Source organism: Calothrix anomala FACHB-343, assembly GCF_014696435.1.
Lineage (GTDB): Bacteria > Cyanobacteriota > Cyanobacteriia > Cyanobacteriales > Nostocaceae > Aulosira > Aulosira anomala_A.
In genome coordinates, this window is sequence record NZ_JACJQG010000001.1 from 37298 (window position 1) to 61619 (window position 24322).

Genomic DNA, 24322 nt, shown 5'->3' on the forward strand with positions numbered 1-24322 from the left:
TTAATACACGTTAATTCGCCCATCACTGAGCATATTCAAAGCGCGATCGCCTGGGTTACGTTTCCCAGGCCGCAATTCCACTCGTAAGGTAGCAAAGTCCGGTTTAGAAATTGTCGCTTGTAGTGGTAATCCCATATCATCCCAGAAGGCTAGAGAAAGTTTTGGCTGAATCTCGTCACCTTGAAAAAATTGCAATTCCTGTCCCGGACGTAAGGGAATCGGATCGGTTCCTTGGAGCTTTTCCAGTTTGACTATCCCCAATGTTCTATTTACTACCTCTAAGCGGATAGATTGACCAGGGGTAAATTGAATTGGTTTCGGGCCGCATTTAGAAGCACAAGTTCCTGCTAAAGTGGAGCTAGGGTGATTAGTTGAGGTAACCAGAACAGTCACGGCAGCTAAGGCAACTGGCAGTAGTTTAGACATAACACATAGTATAATTACGTGACTAAAATCATAATCCAGTAAACTGCTTTCAAGCCTCAGCAGATTTTCCCCAATTCACAAAAAAATCCTTACCTAGCCCGAATCCGCCTTTGTATATTTTCGTTGGCTATTTAAATTTCCTACTGAATAAATGGGAATTATACAGGTAATACCAATTCAAAATTCAAAATTCAAAATTCAAAATTCAAAAAGCCATATCTGGAAGGGTTTTCTGAGTTTAGATGCGTTGCTGAATTTTGGAGGATTGGTATAAGCATCTGCTTTTGCAATCAAAAAAATTGCTATATTTGGCATTTTTTAGCGATTAAGGCTGAGAAATTAGCGAATTTTGATAACCATATATTTATCAGCTATTCCCACTTTTTGGAGCAATGGAACTCAATTCAACTTCTGCGGCAAATCAACATTTTATGTCAAATACTGACCTACAGGAACAACTAGAGCAACAAAAAGCTTTGGCTAGTGTGATTGTGCGCATTCGCGAATCTTTAGACTTAGAAACGATTTTTCAAACTACGGTAACATCTGTACTCCAATTGCTCAATGCCGATCGTGTTGCCGTTTTTCGCTTCGATAGTCAAAAAAATTTGGAAGGTGAATTTATTTGCGAAGAAGTTGCTTCTGGCTGGGAATCAGTTATCGCCGCTAAAGTTTACGATCGCTGTTTTGGCGAAAAATTTGCGGTTCAATATCAACAAGGGCGAGTACAGGCGGTTGCTGATATTTTTGCAGCTGAACTGAGTAATTGTCATGTAGAGATTTTAAGTAAATTTCAAGTCCGCGCCAACTTAGTTGTTCCCCTGTTAAAAGATAAACAAGTGTGGGGTTTGCTGTGTATTCATCAGTGTAGCGAACCGCGTCAATGGAAAGAATCAGAAATTGAATTTATTCGCCAAATTGCTAATCATTTAACTGTTGCAATTCAACAAGCCCAGCATCTACAGGAAGTACAACTCCAAGCGACAAAATTAGCACAAGCAGCCCAGCGCGATCGCGTTATTGCTCAGATTGTCGATCAAATTCGTTCCCCGTTGGATATCGAAAGTATTTTTACTATGACAACCCAAGCGATCCGGGAACTTCTCCAAGCTGACCGGGTTGCCGTTTTTCGCTTTAATGAAGACTGGACGGGTAACTTTGTTGCTGAATCATTTACGGAAGGTTGGACGCCTTTGGTTGGTGTAGATACTGTGATTAGCGATACTTATTTACAGCAAAATCAAGGGGGACGCTACGCTCATAATCATACATTTACCGTCAATGATATTTATCAAGCAGGATTATCAGATTGTCACGTTATTTTATTAGAGCAATTTCAAGCTAAATCTTTCGCCACGGTTCCCATTCTTCAGGGCGAGCAATTATGGGGAGTGCTTGCAGCTTATCAAAATTCTACAACTAGAGAATGGCAATCTTATGAAGTCGAATCACTTATAAAAATTGGCACACAAATTGGCGTAGCCTTGCGCCACCATCAGTTACTACTGCAAGCTAAATATCAAGCAGAGCAACAACAAACTTTAACCAGCGTTATTACTCGCATTCGCGAATCTCTAGATTTAGATACTATCTTCCAAACTACAGTTAAAGAAGTGCGACAAATGTTGCAAGCCGACCGAGTCGCAATTTTTTGTTTCGAGCCGCAAAAAGGTTGGGAAGGAGAATTTATTTCTGAAGATGTTGCACCTAATTGGCTGCCAATTATCACCATTAAAGTTTACGACCACTGTTTTGGCAAACAGTTTGTCGAGCGCTATCAACAAGGTAAAATTCAAGCTGTTGCAGATATTTATGATGGGGAAATGAGTCAATGTCATATCGATATTTTAGCAAAATTTCAAGTCCGTGCTAATTTAATAGTACCGTTGCAAAAACGAGGGATTTTATGGGGGTTTTTGTGCGTCCATCAATGCAGTAATCCTCGCAACTGGCAAACTACTGAAATTGAATTTGTTAGCCAAGTTGCCGAGAATTTAGGCGTGGCTTTACAACATAACGAACTTTTAGTAGATGCAAGATACCAAGCAGAGCAACAAAAAACATTAACTAGCGTGATTGCCAAAATCCGCGAGTCTTTAGATTTAGATAAAATTTTTCAAACTTCTGTTAAAGAAGTACGACAATTACTTAAAGCCAGCCGAGTAGCAATATTTAAATTTGACCCTCAACAAGACTGGGAAGGAGAAGTTATCTATGAAGATATCGCTGCCGATTTGACTTCAGCAATTAAAGAAAAAGTTTACGATCGCTGTTTTAGCAACAAATTTGCACATCTGTATCTCCAAGGCAGAGTACATACAATTGCTGATATTTACGAAGGAGAATTAAAGAACTGCTATATGCAGATTTTGGAAAGATTTCAAGTCCGCGCTAATATGGTCGCTCCTTTATTAAAGCAAGGCGAACTTTGGGGATTACTTTGTATTCATCAATGCGATGCACCTCGTTATTGGCAACCTTCAGAAATTGAATTTGTCAATCAAATATCCGAGCAGTTAGGAGTAGCTTTAAAACAAGATTCTTATTTAAAGAAATTTCAAAATCAAGCCGCTCAACTAGCAGAAGCTACCGAGCGCGATAAAGCAATGGAACGGCAAAAACTTCTAGCTGCAACCATTGATAAAATCCGTCAATCCCTCGATATTCAAACTATTTTTAAAACCACAACTCAAGCTGTACTAGAATTACTAGAAGTTGAGCGAGTTGCTATCTATCGGTTTAACTCTGATTGGAGCGGTAAATTTGTCGCAGATTCCTTTAAAGATGGTTGGAAACCCTTTATTCAAGCGCCAACAATACCAATAGAAAGTTTTGTGAATACAGATGATGATAACGAACTTCCACGCAACGAAACTTTTGTACCCATTCGCCAAGGCGAGCAATTATGGGGATTGTTAGTAGCTTATCAAAATTCCCAACCTCGCTATTGGAAAGATGAAGAAATTAATTTACTAGCTCAAGTAGGCGTACAATTAGGAATTGCTATTCAACAAGGGGAATTACTCGAACAAACTAAACGTCAAACCCTAGAATTGACTCAAGCTTTACAAGAATTAAAACAAACGCAATCGCGATTGATTCAGGGTGAAAAAATGGCTGGATTAGGACAACTCATTGCGGGAGTTGCCCATGAAATTAATAATCCTGTTACTTTTATTTTTGGGAATCTGACTTATTTAAATGAATATATACAAGAATTAATTAAGGTTATTAATATTTATCGAGAGCATGATTTTTTACTGCCTGATATTCACAATAAAATTGAGCAGCAAGAACTAGATTTTATTCTCCAAGATTTGCCAAAAACTATAGAATCCATGAATATTGGAACAGAACGAATTCATCAAATTGTCTTGTCACTGCGCAATTTTTCTCGTACAGATGAGGCTGGATTAAAATCAGTCGATATTCATGAAGGCTTGAATAGCACTTTACTAATATTAGCGCATAGATTTAAAAATAACTCAGAGCGACCAGCTATTAAACTTATCCAAGAATATGGCGATTTACCTTTAGTAGAATGCTATCCAGCACAACTTAATCAAGTGCTAATGAATATTTTAAGTAACAGCATTGATGCCTTAGAAGATAAGTATCATGCTATCAAACAAAAGTATTTAGATTTATCAAAACCTTGTCCCGAAATTCCTTTAACGATTTGGATTAGTACCCAGATAGTGAATCAACAAATTTTAATTAAAATAGCTGATGATGGTTTAGGAATTCCCGAAGAAGTGCGATCGCACATTTTTGAACCCTTCTATACCACCAAGGAAGTTGGTAAAGGTACGGGATTAGGCTTATCTATTAGTCATCAAATCATCGTAGAAAAACATCAAGGTCAAATTCGCTGTGTCTCTAAACCAGATCAGGGAACAGAGTTTTTCATTGAAATTCCCATCAAACCATTGCAAAAAGTTTAATTGTTAATTGTTAATGGTCAATGGTCAATAGTCAATGGTCAATGCTCGGTAGGGGTGGGGTTTCCCCGCCCTTGTATGAGTTTTAATGTTATACCAATTTGAAAAAAGAATGCGACAGATACACAACCTCAACGCCTTGTTCTGTCTGGATTCTTAATTTTGAATTTTGAATTTTGAATTTTGAATTGGTATTAGGTTTTAGATTGCAGTTTATGCACCCACCCGTAGAGACGCGATCGTGTACAATTGTGCAAAATTTACCCATCCTACTCCTGAGTTGCGCCTTCTAGCCAGACTTCCACATCATCAGCAAGTAGCTTCTGCGCAGCTTCTAGCATTGAGCCGGCGATATCTTTGAGATCTTCGCGATTACTTAAGTAAGTTTTCAATGCTTCAAATGGATCAATGCTACTACTTGCACTCAGTTCGGGAATGCGGGGTCTAGCCAACTGACTGACTAATTCTGGTTGAATAGTATAGGTATGAGCAGAACTTAAAGCATCATGCAGGGAAGAGTTATCAATAGCATCTAATTGTTCGGAACGAAGTTTATAAATTAACCGGACTACCGCATCTTGAATATCATATTTTGCGATCGCTTTAATTAATGCTGCTTGCGGATCTTCTGCTTTCGATAAATCTACCTCAATTGTGCGGAAAGTCCGCACGGGTAAAGGACAAAACTCCCAATCTGCTTTACCCGGCGCTAATTCTACAATTACATAACCCTTAGCTTCTTTTTCTTCGCTAAAATCCACCCGCTCAATACTTCCGGGATATATCACCGGGGGATTATTAGATTTATTCAGATTTTGATGTTTATGCACATGTCCCAGGGCGACATAATCAAAACAAGGTCTGGTTAATAAAGATAACGGGAGAGTAAAACCTTTCCCTACAGCTAACAAACGTTCGGCTCCCAAAGTTGCATTGTCAGCCATCAAATGTGCTAACAGTACAGTAGGTACATCCGGATCGAGACGGCGAATTTCTGCTTCTAAAACAACTTGTAACCGATCAGTTAACAGTTGATTGACTTCTGCAATTGATAAACCTTCAGTTTCTTGGCGCGTCATTAACGTGGAACGTGTCAGCCAAGGTAGAGTAATGACTTGCACTTTCCCATTGCGGGTTTGGATATTGTGGGTAGTTAAAGTATCGCCTACCACAAAACCCCGCACTCCCAAGGTGCGGTAAATATTTAAACTCGCGCCTCCCAACCCTTGAGAATGTTGGTCATGATTTCCCACCAACAGCACCGTCGGAATCTCTGCATCCACCAGACGGCGAAATTGGCTAGCAAAAGCTTCTTGTACATAAGGCGGTGGAGTCGCATCGGGAAAAGCATCACCACCAAATATGACTAAATCTACCGGATCTGCGATCGCGCGGTCAATACATAAAGACAAAGTATTGACAAAATCCTCCAATCGTGTATTCAACCCTGTTGTGGGATTAATACGTCCGTGGGAGAAGCTACTCCCCATATGGATATCTGAGAGATGGAGGATTTTGATCATAATTAGTTAGTTGTCAGTTGTCAGTTGTCAGTTGTCAGTGGTTATGATTTTTTCCGGAATCGCCTATGGAGTTGAGATAAGCGTTTAACATAGGTGATAGCTGATCAACCATTGGTTTAAGCTTATCAACTTGTTCACTTGTCAAAAGATTTCGAGTATAAGCTCGTCGCAACCAGTACCTAGTTTCGTTTAAAGAGCCTCTTGCTATTCTGACAAAACGGCGATTTTCCTGAAAGTTGTACCGACCAGTACCCTTCGGGTTCGTCACTTGCTTTATGCCGGGAAACCCGTCCACCGCAGTGACTCACCTTCTGCTATATTTGCACCGATACTATCTACTGAACGAACAATTTGTTTACCAACGGTATCTTTAGCAAATTCATCCCATTTGCCAACAATATTCCAAATCTCGTCAGCTAGTTTCTCAGCTAATTGGTAAACTTGTAAGTTCTCAAAATTCGGTTTTGCCATCCATTATATAGTCAGTTGCTATGGAATTATCTTTAAAACTTTTCCATAGTGTATGTGATGTACTTATACTTTGACCACATACCACTAACAACTGACTACTTACTACGGACAATGGCCAGTTGTCTTGTATGTGATGTGCTTATACTTTGATCGCATACCACTAACAACTGACCACTGACCACTGACCACTGACCACTGACTATTGACTAAATATGAATCCCACATTCAGTTTTGCCGGTTCCCCGCCAACGTCCAGCGCGTTCGTCTTCACCATCAGCAACTTTGGTGGTGATGGGTTCATCGCCAATGCTGGGATAGCCTTGGTCGTGTAATGGGTTGTAAATTACTCCATGTTCAGCTACGTAAGCCCAGCTATCTTGGCGTGTCCAGTTAGCTAAAGGATTAATTTTTAAGCGTCCTTGGCTATCTAATTCGACAAAGGGCATGTTAGCACGGGTGACTGCTTGGTCGCGACGACGACCAGTAATCCAAGCTACGGTGTTGAGTTCGTCTAAACCCCTCATCAGAGGTTCAATTTTGGTTACTTGGTGGAATTGGGTAATATCTTTATCCCAAAGTGCTTCACCATATTTTGCAATAAAGGCTTCGCGGCTATCTACATCTGGAGTTTTGTAGGTTTGCAAATCCAGGTTATAGATTTCTTTGCTTTTCGCAACTAATTCTAAGGTTTGGGGGAAGTGGAATAGGGTATCGAGAAAAATAACTGGGACTGGATGTTTCAGTTCAGAGTAAAGAATATGGGTAATTATCATGTCATCCACGTTAAAGGCGCTGGTTTGTACCAGTCCTGTGGGGATATTTTCTATAGACCAGGCCAGTATCTCTTTAGGAGTGGCAGTTTCAAATTGTTGATTTAACTGCTCTAGATCAAATTCGGTTGTTTGGGTTTTAGAGATCGTGGAAGCTGTCATGATAATTTTTAGCTAAATGGTTCTTGAACTTCAACAAAATTTATTTTATCCCAAAAAGGTACACAAAAAGGCACATAAACCGCTAGGGAATGAGGTAATTTTAAAGCTATTATTTAGTAATAATTGATACTAAATCAGTAGAAATATACTTGACATCAGCAAATCTATATATATAAAGCCCAGACAGTCCTTGCATCTGGATAAATTTCGGCAATTCAGCAGCCTCTTCTGTAAGTAATCGCTACAGGCTTTACTAAGAAACTTTACGGAATCTTAACTTTTACCGTATTTCTATGGATATAAAATACCATCCTGATATTCTTAAAGAATCCTTAACTTGCAGGGATCAAAAAAATGAACAGTTCAAAAACTCCGGGTTCTTTGGGTGTATCTATAGTTATGGGCGCTTTAATTGCTTTGACAAGCGCTAGCATTATTACCATCATGAATGCATTTTAAAAAAAGCCAGCAAATTTTTAGCAAATAAACTTTACAAGCCTTTCTGTGATGCTGCAGAGGGGCTTTAAGGTTTTGTCATTAGTCATTTGTCATTAGTCATTTGTCATACCAATTTAAAAAGACAATGGGACAGACACACAAGCCTAATACCAATTCCAGAAAAAATGAGACAGATGCGTAGGTTGGGTTGAACGGAGTGAAACCCAACAATTACAGGACTTTGGGGTGTTGGGTTTCGTTCCTCAACCCAACCTACATCCACATCATAATTTTTTGTGAAATGGTATTACCTTGTGTAAACCAAAGAATTACAGGACTTTGGATTGTTGGGTTACCCTGCGGGAAGCCCCTTTGCGTCTACGTTCCTCAACCCAATCTACGTGCTACCAAGGACAGGACTTTTAAAACATCCTCTGAAATTTTGAATTTTGAATTTTGAATTTTGAATTTTAAAATAACGGGAAAGACTACCTTAATGCTTCACCGAGTCTTCCCGTCTCTGCGTCAGCCAAAATCATACCCTTCGCCAAAAATGCTGATGATTATGAGGTTTCCTTGGTGAATTCAGAGGAGCGGATTTCTGATTGCTCAGAGAATACATTTCTGATTTCTGAGTTGTCTGACTGGTTGCTAACTTTCATGGCGACTACATCTTGGTAAGAAAAACTGCGTAAAGATGACATCATAGAATTGATGCGATCGGCATGTAGCTTCATGGTTAAGAGAATTTTCGGTAATTTCTGAATCAGAAACTCTAAATTGACGGCTTGGGTGTGATAGCTAATTTCTCCGTTGGGGTGAGGATAGTTCAATTGATATAGGCGCAAAAGTTCCAGCAATTTTTGGATGCTGTCGCCGATATCGGAAAGATGAGAAGAGATAAAGTTAACAGGGTTTTGAATTTGATGGGCGACACCCAAAGCCCAGATCCCAACGCTGGACATTTTTTCACTTTTAATTAGTTGTGCTTGGGTTTTTTGGATTTGCTCTAGGGCTTGTACTAGTTGTTTGGCTTGTTCTGTAGCAGCTGATTCTGCTGCACGACTATTTTCATATAGTTGTGCGTGCTGAATAGTTAGCACCGCTTCATCAGCGACATTCTGCAACAAATCAATTTCTTCTTCTTGCCAATTTCTTGGTGTAAAACACTCATGGGCAATAATTAATCCCCATAATTGGTTACCCATTGAAATGGGGACGATTAAATTTGCTTTTACCTGAAGACTGAGTAAAAATTCTCGATGACAAGGTGTAATATCTTCTGAGGCTGTATTGTTAATGGCTCTGACTCTACCACGTAAGTAAAGACGGGCAGATTCTTCGGGAAAACATTCTAATGGTGTTTTCAGCCCTAAAATTGGACGCAAGTTACTGTCTGCATCTTCTACAATAACTTCTCCTTCATCGTCACCAAAAAGTTGATAAATTAATACCCGGTCTGTTTTCAGAAGTTTGCGCACTTCTTGAACGAGGGTTTGCAAGGTGATTTTATAGTCGAGATTGCGACGTATTTGATCGGAAACTTGCTTAATGACTCTGGTGAGATCTAGAGATTTTTGTAATTGGGCTGTGCGCTCTGTGACTAATTTTTCTAAATTAGAGTTCAGGGTGTGGACTTGTTGGTACATTTGCTGTTGCTGAATAGCGATCGCAAATTGATCGGCTATGGCGCGTCCTAAGGATATTTCTTCTGGCTTCCATTCAGGGGCTTGTCCTTTTCTTTCTTCTAGCCAAGCTGCAAAGGAAAGTCGGGGTAGTCTTTGTCTGTCGCTGGTATCTCGTTCTCCCGCCCACAAAATTTCTTGATTCAATTCAGGACGAAAAATAGTTAAAATCCCGATAAAACTTTGACGGTAGCTGAGGGGAATAATTAACATCCCCCGGATTTTAGTTTGTGAGAATAGGGGCGCTAAATCTTGCCAATGGCGTTCTTTATGCAGATCGTTGATTGCCCAAATGTTACCTATTTTACATTCCCCTAGCCAGTCTTGCCAAAGAGGATGCTGCTCTATAACATTACTTGCTTGTCCTTGGGGTAATGTTGGCTGTTCGCCGCAGGTGTATAACTCGGCACCTTGTTCTACATAAACTCTGCCGCCACTACCACCAAAAGCAGCAACAGTAGCTTCTAGTGCAGTTTGACATTGAATTGTTGGTAAGGAATGTAAGAGAGTGGTGATTTGATTGACGATCGCTTCTTGCTGCTTTTCTGCACGTACTTGGTTGAGTAGGTGACTTTGGGCGATCGCTACTGCTATGTGATCTGCTGCTTGCTGGACTAATTGCAGTTCCCGTTTCTCAACATTTTTGGGCGTACTGTGGTGTGATACCAACAAGCCCCATAATCTAGGTTTAGCTAATTGGTCTTTGGGATCGTGATGGACAATAGGCACAACTAGCGAAGACTGCACGCCCATTGCCGTTAGATAATCAATATGGCATTGGTCTACCGTGCGATAGTAGAGATTTTCACTACTGAGAGATTTACCAGTATCTGGACTATCTAATGGTGACAGCCCAATCCGCCCATTGGCTACATTCACAATTGAACGCTGTCGCGCTCGCAGAAACATATCTCGCGCTTCTTGGGGAATGTCAGTAGCCGGAAAGTGTAACCCTAACAGAGATGGTAGACGCTGTTGATGTATAGATTCGGCAACTACTTCCCCACTACCATCACGATCAAAGCGATATACCATTACCCGATCTGTCTGCAAAAATGCCCTGATTTCTGTAACACTGGTGGTTAATATCTCTTTTAGTTCCAAAGACTGTCTAATTCGAGATGTTATGCGATTTAGCAAACTATCTTCGGAAATTATTCTGTCTAAATTTTGTGAGTAGTCAGGATGATTCATTCGGTATTTATACCTTGATGTAAAGTATTAAAAGGTAGATGCACCGAACCCTGTATAACAGATCAAGCTTTGTAATCTATCTAATTGAATTAGATGCTTACGTATTTACACTGTATTTGCACACATTATAAAATTTTATAGGCATCTGACGCTAAGTTAGCAAGTAAAATATATGTCAATATAATTGTTGAATATGCTCATGCAGCAAGTGTTGCGAATGGATTAAATCTTAGCAGTAATTGCGATGTGATACGTGCATGAATTTTATCAATGAGCAGAATAGAAAATTGGTATGCATTGGTCATTGGTATGGTTGTATCGGGTTGCAATGCGATGAGATTTTTCTTCAAAATATCGATTCAAGGGACTTCCAGAGAATAAATTACCCAATTTATTCAGGACTTACGCAAAATACCTTTGAAACTCTTATTTCTTCGTGTTCTACCCTTCGGGAACGGCTTCGCCGAACGTGTCTTTGCGGTTCGATTCTTCCGTAGTTTGTGCGTAAGTCCAATTATTTAAGGAGATTTTTCTTTGCTCCCCCTGCTCCCTGCCCCTCCGCCTTTTTGGTCATTGGTAAGGTTGTATGGGGATGCAATGCGATCGCATCCTTATGTAATACGATTCAACTCCATCCTGTTTAACCCTATGATGGCTGGTAGAAATGGGAGTGCAAGCAAGGATGGCAGCAAATGCGATTGATTTTATATAGCAAACCGGGATGTCATTTATGTGAGGGTTTGCAGGAAAAGCTGGAAAAAATCCAAAATCTGACTTTTGAGTTAGAGATCCGCGATATTACTACAAGTGAAGATTGGTTTTTAGCTTATCAGTATGAAATACCCGTTTTATATCTCGTCAACCCCCAACAGGAAGGCGTGAGCGAGCAACCTTTACCCCGTCCTTCACCTCGTGCTAGCGTGCAACAGTTGGAGCAAATGCTGCGTAAGTATTTCCCTAATGATTAAAATAATGCAGAATAAGCCCAAGAAAAGCGTGCGGCGAGGTTCACAACATGAAACTGCGGGAATTACTAGCAGCGATAGATTCTGTAGAGCAATTACCTAATCATCAAGCTGTGGCGGATGTAGAAGTACAGGGATTGAAAACAAATTCCCATGCTTGTGGTGCGGGTGATTTGTTTATTGGTATGCCAGGAACTAGGGTAGATGGTGGAGAATTTTGGCCAAGTGCGATCGCTTCCGGTGCAGTAGCGGCGATTGTCTCTCCCCAAGCTGCCCAGAAAAATCCGCCTAATAATCAGGCGGTTGTCATTAGCGCTAGTGATATGACTCAAGCCTGTGCCCAATTAGCCGGTGCTTTTTACGATTATCCAGGAAAAAAGCTGAAATTAGTTGGTGTCACTGGTACTAATGGTAAAACCACAACTACTCACCTGATTGAATATCTTTTAAGTCAAGCCAAATTACCCACAGCTTTGATGGGGACTCTCTACACGCGCTGGCCTGGTTTTAGCGAAACTGCGGTACATACCACACCCTTTGCGGTGGAACTACAACAACAGCTAGCCCAAGCTGTTGATGCTGGGTGTGAGTATGGCGTGATGGAAGTAAGTTCTCATGCTTTAGCCCAAGGTAGAGTCTTGGGTTGTGAGTTTGAGGTAGGAGTATTTAGCAATCTCACCCAAGATCACCTGGATTATCACCGGGATATGGAAGATTATTTTGGGGCGAAAGCTTTGTTATTTAGTCCCAATTATCTCAAAGGGAGAGCGATAATTAATGCTGACGATGCTTATGGCAAAAGATTAATTGCATCGTTAAGTCCAGATAAGGTTTGGAGTTACAGCGTTAACGATCGCGCTGATTTTTACATGAGCGATCTCAATTATGAACCAAATGGTGTCAGTGGAACTTTACATACACCTAAAGGAGACATAGCTTTTCGTTCGCCTTTGGTTGGTCAATATAATTTAGAAAATCTCTTAGCAGCTGTCGCCGCAGTTTTACACTTAGGTTTAGATTTGCAGCTAGTGGCAGCTAGTATACCTGAGTTTCCTGGCGTACCGGGAAGAATGGAACGAGTGCAGATTGCTGACAACCAAGATATTAGCGTGATTGTGGATTACGCCCATACACCAGATAGCTTAGAGAACTTGCTGAAAGCTGCTCGTCCGTTTATTCCCGGTAAAATGATTTGCGTATTTGGTTGTGGTGGCGATCGCGATCGCACTAAGCGCCCGAAAATGGGAAAAATCGCCGCCGAATTAGCTGATGTAGCGGTGGTAACTTCCGATAATCCCCGCACTGAAGACCCAGACAGGATTATTCAAGATATTTTGGCAGGTATTCCCGAAACGATAAATCCCACAGTTATTAGCGATCGCGCTACTGCTATTGAGACAGCAATTTTACAAGCTCAACCGGGAGATGGAGTATTACTTGCTGGCAAAGGTCACGAAGATTACCAAATTCTCGGTACAGAAAAAATTCACTTTGACGACAGAGAACAAGCAAGAGCTGCTTTACAAACCAGATTAAAAATCTAAAATTTATGGTGGGCAATGCCCACCATCAGGTGTAAAGAATGATAACTATAAAAAATAATTAAAGCAGAGTTTGAAGATATCAACAAACTTTAATCGTTAATTGTTAATTCTGAATTTATTTCAACTGCTTGATGCTTGCGACATCATAATGTAAATGATACACTCCATTAGTTTTATATTTCATATTCCAGAATTCATAATTAATATTAATTTTTTTAGCTTTCTGGCAAAAAAAGTAAACATTAGGATGAAAAGCAAAGACAAAATGGTCTTTTCCTCTCTCCTTCTATACCTCTCCTGGTTGTGCTTGGCTCATGAATGATTCTCTTGCTCAGGATCTGTCGATTTATCAGTTGGCTTTGTCAATGCAAGCGCCTCCCTCACCATTACCCCTTAGTCCTGCTACTGTGCTATCAATACTGAGGTCACAAATTGACCTGTTAATTGAGCGACAAATTGTCGCGACTTTATGGGTGAAACTACCGCCAGGAAAAATTTGGCAAGCAGAATTATGGCGTTATCAGTCTGCTATTGAGAAATCTGTCAATAAATCGGTGACAATTTATGATTGTCAATTAAATGAACGGCGCAAACATGAACCCAGAGGGACTGATTTTCAGCCATCACCAGATAAATCGGTAATTAAATTATTCCCAACTAGATATTTACAAAGAGAATATTTCTTCATCGCCTTATCGCCAGAGTTTAGCAGTTTAATTTTGGCTCATCGACCCCTGAAAAGGCGGAAAACCCAAACCTTAAGGCGGGGAAATAGAAAAACTCCACCTTTAGTAGTAATGACAACTGTTGAAGGTAGAATCATTCAACGGGTGCTAGATGGGATTAAACAAGTAGTAACTCCCGAATCCGCATCTACGATCGTTGCATCTGATGTGATTTGTCCTGATATACCTGAAGCCATACTGGTGAATCAGCTGTTAATTAAACAAGTGCAACGGCAAAATGAAATTGATCGACAAGTGATGACAAAGCGAATTGCTAAATTACAGCAGCAAAATCAAAAACTCACAAATAAAGCACAAACCAAAGATGAATATTTAAGCAATGCTTGTCAGGAGTTGCGGACACCTCTAACACACATGAAAACCGCACTGTCGTTATTAAATTCTCCCACATTGAAACCACCGCAACGGCAACGTTATTTACAAATGTTAAATAACCAGTGCGATCGCCAAAATTCTTTAATTAGTGGGTTGTTAGATTTAATCCATTTAGATCGCAATTTACAAGAGTCACCTTTAGAAGCTGTATCTTTAGGCGATTTAGTTCCTGGGATAGTGAGTACTTATCAGCCAGTAGCCCAAGAAAAAGGAATTATGCTCGCCTACACCATACCCACAAACCTACCATCTGTATGGTGCATCAATGGCGGGTTAAAGCTGATTGCGATTAATTTATTACATAACAGTATCAAATTTACACCCAATGGCGGACAAGTGTGGGTGCGATCGCGTGTCAATGGCGATTATGTACAGCTAGAAGTTCGCGATACGGGGATTGGAATTGCAGAAGCAGAGATTCCCAAAATCTTTGACAGCTTTTACCGCGTGCGTTCTGGCACAACAGATGAATCTAGCGGCCCTGGTTTGGGGTTAACGGTAACACAACAGTTAATTTTGCGTTGCGGTGGTTTTATCACTGTCAGAAGTAAACCCAATGAAGGTACAACTTTTATTGTCAATTTACCCCGCGTGCGCGATCGCTAAACTTTACCAATCTTTAGCATTAACTTCCAAAGGTAAGAAAATCGTCAAAACTTCCCCATATTGCGGACGTTGACGCACAATCAACTTACCGCCAATTGCTTGAAACAAATGCTTAGTCGCCGCAATGTTGAGACTAATTGTCCCGGTTTCTGGTTGAAACATCAGCAATTGACCCAAAGCTTTACGAATTGGTGGTGTGGGTGTAGTTGGTTTACTTTGATCCTTACACTGTGGCTGTGGTGAGAGTTGTAATTTTAATTGATCCCCAGCAGGTATTACATGTACTTGAATATGGCTGCCAGCAGGTAAACTACGGGTAAAATTGTCAATTAAATTAGTCAGAACTCTATCTAACATTGTCGGATTACTAACCACCGTTGGTAATTGTTGGGGTAAAACCACATCCAATGTTAAATGGCGACGATCTGCAGCTTGTTGCCAACGGGGAATACTCTGTTGCAAAACTTGATCGAGAGACATCGCTGTCAATTGCGTCTGTGCAGATTTCGCCGTGTTAGAAGTTTCTAATTCTGCCGCTTTAAATAGCAACTCCATGCGATCGATTTGTTCCGTACATTCACGATCGATCGTTTCTAAACGACTGATGACATTAGCTGGTAAATCTTTCCGCTTCAGCAGTAACCGTGTCATCGTGCGAATAGTAGTCAAAGGAGTTCGCACTTCATGGGCAAAAGCTTGCAGTAATTCCACATCTGGGCGAGAAGGAGGAGTTGCAGGCGCAGAAACTGGTGCAGCCGCCGGGATACTTTCCTTATCTGGTTCTGGCGTTACTTGCAGCAACAACTGGCTAAACTGCATCACAGTGCGATAATCTGGGGCGACTGGGGCATATTTTTTCACTAATGCATCCAAATCGGCAAAATAATCGGGATTAGTGAGCATTACCCTAGCACCTAAAGCCCGCCAAGCCTGTTCCACTACCTCAGGTTCAAAGGAAAATAAAAATGATGTTTGGCTGTTGTGTTCTGCTAAAACTAATACTAATTTAAATTTATCTGTAAAAACTAAGCAAAATTTCTCTTTACCCAAGGGATCGGCAGGCAATAAAGGCAGCACTGATTCATGGAGCGCAACTTCATCAGCCATTTCCGGCGCTGTAGGCATTTCAAAGGGCATCAGCGCCAAAGGATTGAATGGTTTAGCGGTGAAGGTTACCCTCTGTAAGCTTTGAGTTAATGTTGTTGGGCTAAACAGAGGTGCTGGTGCAGCCAAAACTAATCCTTGGTTAGCATCACCTGTAGCCGTTGCTAAAGTATTGATGAGCAATTGTTCAGTTGCTGCTAGGCTAGTACGCCACTGCCACTCTGCTTTTGCGGGCGAACATACAGCCACGCTTGACTGATTTTCAGCTAAAATCTCTCTCAGACTTGGCAATATCCATTCGTACACAAGTTCTCACCCCTAGATTGAAAGCAACTGACAACGACTTAAGTAAGGCATTTCCCTACCTACTTACGAGGTTATAGTCATTTGCGCCCTGGCGACAGTCGTATAACCGAACAATATAGCCGCAATTCCCCCGCGATCGCCAAAATCGCAACTGAAGATATGAGAGTACGCAACTTTGGCTTATCTGCGAGACGCAAGGCGATCGCTCAATAAATTACTATTGCTTATTTTCCATTAATTACCAATGCCCAATGCCCAATTATTAAATTTTGCACGATGATGTGCAACTTTGATGTAAACCTGTTAAAATCTATTTTCTGTTGAGAAAACTCAGATAGCCTACCTTGAAAAAACTACTTAGCGGCTGCTTTTAGCTGTTAATAAACAATCAAGTTTTGGCACAGTCTGACTCATCAGAATCCTGAACTGAAATCAACCAGTAATTCTGGAATTGGCTGTAATATTCTTGCCTTCAGCAGTTACATGGATTTCAGATTTTTATCACCTGTTTGCTGATTCTGGCACTTGTGTAATTTTAATTGTTTTTTAACATTTGCTCCTCAACATGACACACACATCAATGACTCGCTTCAAGTAATCAATTTGGAGATTGATATGAAAAAGCTCATTCCATTTTTAGTTAGCAGTATTCTTGTAGTTGGTGCTGTTGGTTGTCAAGATGCCAGCAAAAATGCTTCGGAAACTCCCAGCAACACCAATGAAGCCACTCAACCAGCAAAAGAGGCTTCTGCAAAGACCAAAACTAATGAGAAAACTGCTACAGAAACTGGTAAAACTCCAGTGAAAGAAGCTGCTGCTAATACCAAAACTACTGCTAAAAGTCCCATTCTCACCAAATTAGAAGAAAAGATTCCCGGTAGCAAGTTAGTAGTTGAAGAAAAAGATGGTGTAGTCACAGTTAAAGGCACAGTTCCCACTGAAGCTGACATCAAGAAAATTGAACCTTTAGTTAAAGAACAAAAAGGTGTTAAGACTGTTAAAGTAGAAGCCCAAGCTGCTGCTAAAAAAGCTCAATAGTAGCACGCAGAAAATCTGAGATTAAAAGGTTGATAACTATCAACAGGACTTACCTTTGTGTTAGTCCTGTTTTTTTATTTGCTATGAATTAATCAAAATTGCTAAATAGTTAGTCATTTGTCATTGGTCATTTGTCATTGGTCATTTGTCATTTGTCATTGTCGCCCGCCTTGGAATAAATTCCAAGGCTCATCGCCCAAGTAGGGGCGGGTTCACAGATATGCTCCAATAATTCACGACTATCTCGCTTAACCCGCCCCTACTGAAGTAGACTCAAGATTTTGAAGATATTTAGTCATCTTGAGATGAATTTGGCTATGAGCAAAGAACTTCAGTTCCTTGCTCATAGCCAATTTCGCATTAAGTTAACACCAATGCGTACCATATTTGCTGACGTTGGGTTTCGTCCGCAGAATAGAATGCTATGCATAAACTGTGTGAATTTAGCTGTCACTATCATTTTTCAGAATGATAGGTATCAAAACAATAAAAAAAATAAATACTAGCCAAAATGGCCAGACAAATTACCTAGATATGTGTTTAATTTAATTAGTTTGATGAAATTACTCACAAAATATAAATTTATTCATCTCTAATTGACTAAAAAAATCGGCAAAAAATTATTTATTGACCGATTAATTTTTAATTAGATGCTTTTCTGGGTAGAATTTTACCCGATTTAATGTTGTAATTGCACAGCATTAAATTGGGTAAATGAGTTACTCGCTTCGGGGCATGGCAGTGCCAATGCCCCTACAATCAACGATTATCTGTACGTCACCAACTTGCAATTCGCTGTAAATACATCCATATCACATAGTAAACAAATAAAGTTTACTCAACTATTTGTTGCGCCAAATATTACCAAGAAATACATTTATCTAATCTCATTTTATATATTGATGTATTGCACAGTAGCAGTTAACTAATTATTTATTTTTGCAAATTTACAAGAAGTTTGCGGAATTACATTCTTAACTAACCAAACAAGGAAATTTATGTCTGACATTAAATTACACGATTTAGATTCTCCTGCTGTACCATTCTTTGCTCGCTATCTCGAAGGCCAATATAGCGAAGAGTTATCTGAAGAAGAATTGTCAGGAGTCGGAGGCGGTATTAGATTTGCTACCAAGAAGTATCCTTCGGATCATGAAAATGGTGGTGGTATTACTAAACCTAGAAAAGACGAAATAGCCGTAACTCTTAAGTATCCTTCTGATCATGAAGATGGTGCTATAGCTACTAAAAAGTATCCTTCTGATAATGAAGAACTTGTTACCACTCAAAAATATCCATCAGATAATGAAGAGTCTATTGTAACTATAGACAAAATTAGTTAAGACTCAACTGAAGATTTTACTAGGTGCGTTGTCCTGCAACGCACCATTAATCATTTAATATAATTACTAATTCGTAATTAAAAAATACAGTTTAATTAGATGTTGTATGCAACCGTCCCGTGATGTTGTTTTATTACTTACCCACAGTGGGGACTATTTCACTATTGATAGAGTTGCGGATGCTCTATCTAAACGTGGTGTCAAACCGTTTCGCCTGAATACGGATCAATTTCCGATCGCAGTTCAACTTCAAGCTGATATCAGAAATTCTCAAGCTAGTCACAGGCTAGAATATGGTGATGTGTCAATCAGCACAGAACAAGTACAAGCTGTGTGGATGCGGCGAATTTGGCCTGCTCAGTTGAACCAAGAATTAGCTCCCCAATACCAACAAGCTTGTATTCGCGAATCTTTAGCGGCTTTGGATGGTTTCTGGGATAGCCTAAAACATGCGCGCTGGGTAGATAATTTACAACGAATCAATGCGGCTGAAAACAAGCTACGTCAACTGCGAGTAGCTTCTGAGGTGGGTTTGGTAATTCCGCAAACCCTGGTGACAAATAACCCTCAACAAGTAAAAGAATTTTTCACGCAGGTAGGGGGAAAGATGGTGACAAAACTATTAACACCTCTTTCCTATAGTATGGAAGGTTCTTCTTTCTTTCTTTATACCAGTGTTGTGAAAGAGGAAGATTTAGCAGATTTGGCAACTCTGCGTTATTGTCCAATGGTTTTTCAAGAACAAATTCCTAAACAGCAAGAACTGCGAGTAGTGTATGTAAATGGTCAAGTTTTTGTTGGCGCATTAGACGCAACCAAATATAATGCAGCAACAGTAGATTGGCGCAAAGGAACAGCAGAGACTTGCGTTTGGCTCAATCATGAACTTCCTGAGGAAATTATTCAGCGTCTTCATGCTTTTATGGGAAAATTTGGCTTAATATTCGGCGCTTTTGACTTGATTCAAACTCCATCTGGAGAATATGTCTTTCTGGAGGTGAACCCTACAGGTGAATGGGGAATGCTGGAACGAGATTTGCAACTTCCCATATCAGAAGCGATCGCTGATGCGTTAGTCAAGAGTCCATAGTCAATAGTCAATAGTCAATAGTCAACTGTCAACTGTCAACTGTTAACTGTCAACTGTCAACCGTCAACCGTCAACCGTCAACCGTCAACCGTAATTAATTTAGATATTTTTTTAGATTTTTTAATTCAAATGAATGTTTTAATTATTACCTATAGCCAAGATAACGAAAGTATCCCGATGGTGATGGAAGCGATCGCAAATCGGGGAGGTAAAGCATTTCGGTTTGATACAGATAGATTTCCCACAGAGATACAGCTAGATGTGTATTATGGCAAAAATGAACGCTTGATACTCACCGATGGCGACCAACAGCTAGATTTAAATACAGTATCTGCAGTTTGGTATCGCAGAATTGCGATCGCGGCGCAAATTCCACCAACAATGGATACACAACTGCGACAAGCTTCTATGCAAGAATCTCGCGTGACTGTTCTCGGAATGATTGCTAGTATCCGGGGATTTCACCTCGATCCGCTACCTCATATCCGTCGCGCTGAAAATAAGCAATTACAAATACAAATAGCTAGAGAAATCGGTTTAGATACACCGCGTACTTTAACCACAAATAACCCCATAGCCGTCAAGCAATTTGCTGAGGAATGCGAGCAGGGTATAATTACCAAAATGCTTTCTTCTTTTGCAATTTATGATGAGCAAGGACAGGAGAAAGTAGTATTTACTAATCCGGTTACACCTGAAGATTTACAACATTTAGACGGGTTACGCTTTTGTCCGATGACCTTTCAGGAGAAAATTCCTAAAGCGCTAGAATTGCGGACAACGATTGTTGGTAAACAGATATTTACCGCCGCCGTTGATTCTCAAGCTTTGAAAACAGCACAATATGATTGGCGAAAAGAAGGAATCGCCTTACTTGACGCTTGGCAACCATATCAATTACCAGAGGATGTAGAATCAAAACTGCTGAAACTGATGGCGGAATTGGGTTTAAATTACGGTGCAATTGATATTTTGTTAACGCCAGATAATCGTCATGTATTTTTAGAAGTCAATCCTGTTGGGGAGTTCTTCTGGCTAGAACGCTGTCCTGGCTTACCCATTTCTCAGGCGATCGCAGATTTTTTACTAAATAAAAAATAACATTTAATTCATATCCCCGAATTCTTCAAGAATTCGGGGATATAATCGCTAATTTATGACAACTAAGAGAGTAAAGTACTAAGCAACCAAACTAAAATTGCTACTAGCCAGGGTAATATCAGGATTGCCTAAACGAGCAAATTCAAACACTTTGTCTGTACCTAAAAGATTTCCATCCTGATTGTAGAATAGGCTACCACTACCTTGACTAAAGACAATCCGTGCATTACTAGCATTAACAAACTCATCATCAGTAACAACCGCAAAGTCGCTTAAAGCTTGTCCTGCACTATTAGTTACAGCAGTAAAAGTAGCTTTACTCAGAACAATTAAGTCTTCTCCCGCTTCAAAGTTGCTAATGTAATCAACGCCTAAAGTACTAGTAAAAGCTCCACTACCTTGGAACAAATACTTATCTTTACCAGTTCCCCCAGTCAGAATATCATCGCCCAGTCCGCCCCAGAGGGTATCATCTCCGGCTAATCCTTGTAGTTGGTCGTTGCCACTACCACCAGTGAGGTTATTATTTAAAGCATTACCTGTGAGACGGTCATTACCTGAACCACCTCTGGCATTTTCAATCACATTGTTGGCAGAGAGAATTAATTTGAGATTAGTATTCACCGTTTGCGCTGTGGTGACACCCAAATTCACCCGCACACCTACAGTAGTACCATTGAAATCAATGGTATCAATACCACCTGTAGCTGTTTCAGTAATAGTATCAGTCCCTAAAGCTGTATTAGCTACAAAAGCATAGGTGTCATTCCCTGTACCACCAGCTAAAGTATTATTGGCACTATTACCTTTGAGGATATTATTGCCAGCATTCCCTGTAGCGTTGATGGCGGCTGTTCCTGTGAGGGTGAGGTTTTCTACATTAGTTGGCAATGTAGTAGTGACAGCAGCACTGAGGGTATCCGTGATAGTAGTGGTGACAGTACTGGTTGTACCCAGGCTCGCATTGGTAGGAGATGTCAGTTTCAGGGTAAAGGTTTCATCTGCTTCACTAATGGAATCATTGAGAATGGGGATATTGATCGCCTTACTGGTTTGTCCTGGGGCAAAAGTCAGGGTTCCAGTAGTGCTGGTGTAGTCTGAACCTGCTGTAGCTGTACCGTTAGCAGTAGCATAGTTAACAGTGATAGTTTGGCTGCTGGCTTGGGAGAGACTAACGGTATATGCAGCGTTTTGTGGACTGATTAAGCCTTCGACTATTGTCTGGCTAGCACTGAGGTTGATGGTGATACCAGAAGGATCGTCATTGGTAATCGTGCCGGTGACTGCTGTTGTCGTGCCGATGGTGTAACCTGTTCCTGTTGCCAGAGTTAAAGCGACGGTTTCATTAGCTTCAAAGGTGGTGTCTGCGGTGGGGTTAACAGTGAGAGTGGCTGTACTTGCACCTGCTGCAAAGGTAATGGTTCCTGTGGTAGCTGTGAAACTGGCTGCACCGCTTTGGGTGTAGTCTGTGTTGAGGGTGGCTGTACCAGCAACGTTATAGTTAACAGTTAAAGCATTAGTTGTGCTTCCAGTTCTGGTGAAGGTGTAAACCAAATTGGCTGTTCCATCTTCGAGGACACTACTCGGAGATACAGCCAGGGTAATGCTAGAAGGGACATCTAGGGTGAGAGTTTGATCGGAAAACTGGATTCTTTCGAGATCGTATAGTTTATCGATGCCATCACGACCAGCCACTGTATCGGTAACTGTATAGACGCCTCCACTACTAGTGACTTGATATTGGGCACGAGTACCTGAGTAAACAGCGATATCATTCCCGGTACCACCATAGAGAGTATCATTGCCTGCACCCCCGTCTAAACGGTCATCACCTTGTTCACCAAACAGGACATCATTACCAGCTAATGCGTTGATGGTATCATTACCTAAACCACCGAATAATTGATCGGGGTAACTGGTAAAATTACTACCATTAACAGTATCATTGATATTCGCAGCGTTGAAAATGAAATCACTGGCTTGTAGTACGTTGGGATTGATGTTTAGGAGTTTGATTTGGGACTGATCGCCACTAAAATAAGTTGTAATCAGTGCATTGTTTTCACCATCATTACTAATGAGTAATTTCAGGGTATTCCAATCACTAATTTTCAGGTTTCTGACATCAATTCTGTCTTGTCCTTGAATAAAGTCTATGACGACATCGTTGCCTGGATCGTATTGCAAGTTGAAGACATCATTACCTGTGCCACCGTAGAGAGTATCATTGCCTGCACCCCCGTCTAAACGGTCATCACCTTGTTCACCAAACAGGACATCATTACCAGCTAATGCGTTGATGGTATCATTACCTAAACCACCGAATAATTGATCGGGGTAACTGGTAAAATTACTACCATTAACAGTATCATTGGTATTCGCAGTGTTGAAAATGAAATTACTGGCTTGTAGTAGGCTGGGATTAATGTTCAGGAGTTTGATTTGGGACTGATCGCCACTAAAATAAGTTGTAATCAGTGCATTGTTTTCACCATCATTACTAATAAGTAATTTCAGGGTATTCCAATCACTAATTTTCAGGTTGCTGACATCAATTTTGTCTTGTCCTCGAACAAAGTCTGTGACAAGATCGTTACCTTGAGGGTATTCAAATTTAAAGACATCATTACCAGCGCCACCGGATAGGGTATCATTGCCTATACCACCTTCTAAACGGTCATTTCCACCTCCTCCAGAAAGTGAATCATTACCACCAGCGCCTTGAATAGTATCATTTTCCGCATTCCCGGTTAAAGTATCGTTATTGTTGGTTCCTGGAATCAGAGCCATAGTTGTAATATCCTTGTTGGGTTTGAAATGATGGAGTGACCTGTAAATTTCATCAAAATCCCCTCCATACCTTTGCAAAAACAGAGGTAAGTAGTGACACAAAATTATTCATGCGATCGCGCGATCGCATGACAAATACCTGATATTCGGCAAATCAGTAATTTAACGTAAGCCTAGATGCAACCTTTAAATATTCAATTAGGTACTACACAGGAGTCTAACGAGATTTCCGAAGCAGATGTATAAAGATTGTGTAAATTTACTGGTAAAATGTAGCCTAAATTACAAAATATCGCTTATTTCGGCGGCTTTTTCCCGTACCAGAGTAATTATGCGTAAATATACCAGTTATTTCAATAGTTTTAATACTTATATTGACAGTAGCGACTGTCTTAAAAGTCAAGCGATCGCAAACCAAAAATGCAAAGCGCGATCGCCTGTATGATGATGAACCGCAATCTCAATGACCTTGATCCTACTGACAACTGACACCAAGAAAATAGATATATTGGGCACTTAATTGCTACTTAATACGTCACAAATTTTAAGTTGCTGAGTTTGCTTGCATAACTCAGGCAACTCAGGCGATCGCGAAAATATTTGACAACCAAACATGAAAAGCTCCCTCTCCTAACCCCTAGCCCCTAGCTCCTAGCCCCTAAAGATTTTAATGCACAGGGAATGCATAACTACCAGTTAATCAA

17 protein-coding genes are annotated in these 24322 nt (G+C 40.4%); 9 read left to right on the plus strand and 8 right to left on the minus strand.

What is annotated here, in order from left to right; genetic code table 11:
* Positions 1-426, minus strand: coding sequence for a hypothetical protein (locus H6G08_RS00125; protein ID WP_190538279.1), 426 nt, complete (start codon positions 424-426; stop codon positions 1-3).
* A gap of 431 nt (positions 427-857) precedes the next feature.
* Between H6G08_RS00125 and H6G08_RS00130 the strand changes: the two genes are divergently transcribed.
* Positions 858-4370, plus strand: coding sequence for a GAF domain-containing sensor histidine kinase (locus H6G08_RS00130; protein ID WP_242046027.1), 3513 nt, complete (start codon positions 858-860; stop codon positions 4368-4370).
* A 266-nt stretch (positions 4371-4636) separates the two neighbouring features.
* Here the strand turns inward: H6G08_RS00130 and sbcD are convergent, their stop codons facing one another.
* The 5 genes from sbcD to H6G08_RS00150 all read right to left on the minus strand — a co-directional run bounded on the left by sbcD (position 4637) and on the right by H6G08_RS00150 (position 10610).
* Positions 4637-5890 carry an exonuclease subunit SbcD gene (gene sbcD, locus H6G08_RS00135; protein ID WP_190538281.1) on the minus strand — a complete coding sequence of 418 codons (1254 nt, stop codon included), beginning with the start codon at positions 5888-5890 and terminating at the stop codon, positions 4637-4639.
* Between the two features lie 34 nt (positions 5891-5924).
* Complete coding sequence (locus tag H6G08_RS38460; RefSeq protein WP_313940725.1) at positions 5925-6158, minus strand: four helix bundle protein; 234 nt, start codon at positions 6156-6158, stop codon at positions 5925-5927.
* Between the two features lie 5 nt (positions 6159-6163).
* The gene (locus H6G08_RS38465; protein WP_313940727.1) at positions 6164-6361 is read right to left on the minus strand and encodes a four helix bundle protein; all 198 of its coding nucleotides are present in this window, start codon (positions 6359-6361) and stop codon (positions 6164-6166) included.
* A 206-nt stretch (positions 6362-6567) separates the two neighbouring features.
* Entirely contained in the window at positions 6568-7293 is a 726-nt protein-coding gene (gene cysH / locus H6G08_RS00145) for a phosphoadenosine phosphosulfate reductase (protein ID WP_190538282.1), read from the minus strand.
* A 1001-nt stretch (positions 7294-8294) separates the two neighbouring features.
* On the minus strand, positions 8295-10610 hold the full coding sequence (locus H6G08_RS00150; protein WP_190538283.1) for a GAF domain-containing protein: 2316 nt from the start codon (positions 10608-10610) through the stop codon (positions 8295-8297).
* A gap of 692 nt (positions 10611-11302) precedes the next feature.
* On the opposite strand from H6G08_RS00150, the gene H6G08_RS00155 reads away from it, so the two are divergent.
* The 3 genes from H6G08_RS00155 (at position 11303) to H6G08_RS00165 (ending at position 14846) form a co-directional block, all read left to right on the plus strand.
* Positions 11303-11578, plus strand: a complete 276-nt coding sequence (locus H6G08_RS00155) for a glutaredoxin family protein (protein ID WP_190538284.1) — start codon at positions 11303-11305, stop codon at positions 11576-11578.
* A gap of 47 nt (positions 11579-11625) precedes the next feature.
* On the plus strand, positions 11626-13119 hold the full coding sequence (locus H6G08_RS00160) for a UDP-N-acetylmuramoyl-L-alanyl-D-glutamate--2,6-diaminopimelate ligase (protein ID WP_190538285.1): 1494 nt from the start codon (positions 11626-11628) through the stop codon (positions 13117-13119).
* A 314-nt stretch (positions 13120-13433) separates the two neighbouring features.
* The gene (locus H6G08_RS00165; protein ID WP_190538286.1) at positions 13434-14846 is read left to right on the plus strand and encodes a DICT sensory domain-containing protein; all 1413 of its coding nucleotides are present in this window, start codon (positions 13434-13436) and stop codon (positions 14844-14846) included.
* Between the two features lie 3 nt (positions 14847-14849).
* Here H6G08_RS00165 and H6G08_RS00170 read toward each other — a convergent pair whose 3' ends face one another.
* On the minus strand, positions 14850-16256 hold the full coding sequence (locus H6G08_RS00170) for a sensor histidine kinase (RefSeq protein WP_190538287.1): 1407 nt from the start codon (positions 16254-16256) through the stop codon (positions 14850-14852).
* A gap of 81 nt (positions 16257-16337) precedes the next feature.
* Here H6G08_RS00170 and H6G08_RS38000 point away from each other — a divergent pair, with 81 nt between their 5' ends.
* The 5 genes from H6G08_RS38000 (at position 16338) to H6G08_RS00190 (ending at position 20828) form a co-directional block, all read left to right on the plus strand.
* The gene (locus H6G08_RS38000) at positions 16338-16469 is read left to right on the plus strand and encodes a hypothetical protein (protein WP_277877779.1); all 132 of its coding nucleotides are present in this window, start codon (positions 16338-16340) and stop codon (positions 16467-16469) included.
* A 402-nt stretch (positions 16470-16871) separates the two neighbouring features.
* Positions 16872-17294 (plus strand): BON domain-containing protein, encoded by a 423-nt coding sequence (locus H6G08_RS00175; RefSeq protein ID WP_190538288.1) that lies wholly within the window; start codon positions 16872-16874, stop codon positions 17292-17294.
* Between the two features lie 998 nt (positions 17295-18292).
* On the plus strand, positions 18293-18637 hold the full coding sequence (locus tag H6G08_RS00180; protein ID WP_190538289.1) for a microviridin/marinostatin family tricyclic proteinase inhibitor: 345 nt from the start codon (positions 18293-18295) through the stop codon (positions 18635-18637).
* A 106-nt stretch (positions 18638-18743) separates the two neighbouring features.
* Complete coding sequence (locus tag H6G08_RS00185; RefSeq protein WP_190538290.1) at positions 18744-19727, plus strand: MvdC family ATP-grasp ribosomal peptide maturase; 984 nt, start codon at positions 18744-18746, stop codon at positions 19725-19727.
* 129 nt (positions 19728-19856) lie between these two features.
* Positions 19857-20828 (plus strand): MvdD family ATP-grasp ribosomal peptide maturase, encoded by a 972-nt coding sequence (locus H6G08_RS00190; RefSeq protein WP_190538291.1) that lies wholly within the window; start codon positions 19857-19859, stop codon positions 20826-20828.
* A 78-nt stretch (positions 20829-20906) separates the two neighbouring features.
* Here the strand turns inward: H6G08_RS00190 and H6G08_RS00195 are convergent, their stop codons facing one another.
* Complete coding sequence (locus H6G08_RS00195; RefSeq protein WP_190538292.1) at positions 20907-23618, minus strand: Calx-beta domain-containing protein; 2712 nt, start codon at positions 23616-23618, stop codon at positions 20907-20909.
* Positions 23619-24322: the final 704 nt, after the last annotated feature.